A 2127-nucleotide genomic window follows, 5' to 3' on the forward strand; every position below is an offset into this window, starting at 1 on the left:
CTCGAGCAGCGCAGGAAGTCCGTGCTGACGGTTCGTGGTGATCGCGAGCTCGGGCCGCAGGCGCTCGAGCACGGGTCGCACGGTCCGCTCGAGCGCGGCGCCGTCCCGCCCCTCCACGGGGACCACCTGGAAGATCCGGGGGTCTCGCTCGAGCAGCACGTGCCACGGCGCCGTCGTGACGACGGTGACCTCGGCCTCGGGGTGCGACCGGCAGAGCGCCTCGATGAGCGGCATCGCCAGCAGCAGGTCGCCGAGGCCGCCCATGGTGTCGACGACGACGATCCGGGTCATCGCACGCCGGCGTACAGCTCGAGGTGCCGCGCGGCGATGGCGCTCCAGCCCCTCGTCGCGGCCCAGGCCTCGCCCCGCTCGGCCAGGCCCGCCGCGAGCACCGGGTCGTCGAGCACGCGGCGGAGACCGGTGGCGAGGGCCTCGCTGTCGCGGACCCGCGACACCACGGCGACGCGATCCCCGTCGGCGAGCTCCGGCTCCGCGTCCCCGCCCGAGGTCACGACCGTCGGCAGGCCGTGGGCGAGGAGCGTCAGCAGGGAACCGCTCTTGGTGGTCACGCCGTGCGTGAAGGGGAGGACGCCGACGTCGGCCGCGTCGAGGAGGCGCGTCACGGCGTCCGGGTCGCGGTACCCGGTCACGTGGATGCGGTCGGTGGCGCCGGCGTCCTCGATCTGTCCGCGGAGCTCCGCCTCGAACGCGGTCGCCTCCTCCCCAGGCAGCGCCAGGGAGTCGAATCCGCCGATCACCAGAGCGTGCACGTCGGTGCCCTGCGCGACCAGCGTTGCGATCGCCTCCGCGAGGTACCGGACGCCCTTCACCGGGTGGACGAAGCCGAAGAAGGCCGCCAGCACCGTGTCCGCGCGGAGGCCGAGCTCGTCGCGGACCGATCTACGCGCCGCGGCCCGCTCGACATCCCGTGCGACGGCGACGTTCGCCCCGATGGGGACGATCTCGACCTCCGGCGCACGGACGAACCGATCCCGGACCGCCGCTGCATGCGCGGCGTTCGTCGCCACCACCGCGCGGCTGCGGGGGACGAGCAGCCCGGTCTCGCGGTCCGCGAGTCGCCGCGCCTCCACGCGATGCCAGAGCGCTGCAGGCAGCAGGTGCTCCGGACGCCACGAGCCGTACTCGTGCAGCGTGGTGATCAGCGGCTTCCCTCGAAGCACCAGCGGCAGGGCGCCGATCGCGATCCGGAAGCCGTACATCGAGGGGGCGAACTGCACGTGCACGACGTCCGCATGCCGCGCCGAGCGCGCCGCTTGCAGGAGCGCGGCCGGGCCCCAGGTCCTCCCGACGCGACGCGCGCCGCGGATCCGGGTGGGCTCGCCGACGTGCAGGATCCGCGGGTCGGCCCCTTGGATGCGCAGCTCCTCCGTGAGCCGGACGACGTACTCCCCGACCCCGTCTCGCTGCGCGTCCAGCCGTCCGCAGACCACGAGAACGCGAGGACCCATGCCCGAACGCTAGGCCGGGTTTCCTCGATGTCGGGTCAGCGCGGTTCGAGCACGAACACGGGGATCAGCCGGTCCGTCCTGGTCTGGTACTCCGCGTAGTCCGGCCACACGGCGACGGCCCTGTCCCACCACGCGGCGCGCTCGTCCCCCTCCACCAGCCTGGCGTCGTAGTCGCGGCGGTCGGGGCCGTCCTGCAGCTCGACATGCGGCTCGGCGACGAGGTTCCAGTACCAGACCGGGTGCTCGGGCGCGCCGCCCTTCGAGGCCACGACCGCGTAGCGACCGTCGTGCTCCACCCGCATCAACGCGGTCTTCCTGAGCTTGCCGGTCTTCGCGCCGACCGAGGTGAGCACGATGATCGGCACGCCCCGCATCGTGTTCGCCTCCGCACCCCCCGTCGCTTCGAAGCGCTCGGCCTGCTCTCTCGCCCACGATTCGGTGCTCGGTGCGTACTCACCCGTCAACGGCATATGCCGATCATCCGCACCGCTCAGGCGTCGCGCAAACCGGGACGGGAAACTGCGGCCATGTCCACGACGCTCACCTTCCCCGAATGGCTCGCCGAGCAGCAGGATCGCGGCGACGCGGTCGCCGAGTTCGCGGCGGAGGTCTCGCACCTCACGGACTTCCCCGCGTCGGGCGGCAAGGCGATCTACGA

General features: G+C 72.9%; 3 protein-coding genes. All 3 read right to left on the reverse strand.

Annotated elements, in window-relative coordinates:
* Positions 1 to 291 (reverse strand): glycosyltransferase family 9 protein (locus ACFE67_RS14935; RefSeq protein ID WP_375407658.1); only part of this gene is annotated, 291 nt, incomplete at its 3' end.
* Positions 288 to 1469: a glycosyltransferase gene (locus tag ACFE67_RS14940; protein WP_375407659.1), complete on the reverse strand. Its 1182-nt coding sequence runs from the start codon at positions 1467 to 1469 to the stop codon at positions 288 to 290. The genes ACFE67_RS14940 and ACFE67_RS14935, both read right to left, overlap by 4 nt.
* A gap of 35 nt (positions 1470 to 1504) precedes the next feature.
* Positions 1505 to 1939, reverse strand: a complete 435-nt coding sequence (locus ACFE67_RS14945) for a nitroreductase family deazaflavin-dependent oxidoreductase (protein ID WP_375407660.1) — start codon at positions 1937 to 1939, stop codon at positions 1505 to 1507.
* Between the last annotated feature and the right edge of the window lie 188 nt (positions 1940 to 2127).

It is taken from the genome of uncultured Amnibacterium sp., assembly GCF_964244015.1.
GTDB lineage: Bacteria > Actinomycetota > Actinomycetes > Actinomycetales > Microbacteriaceae > Amnibacterium.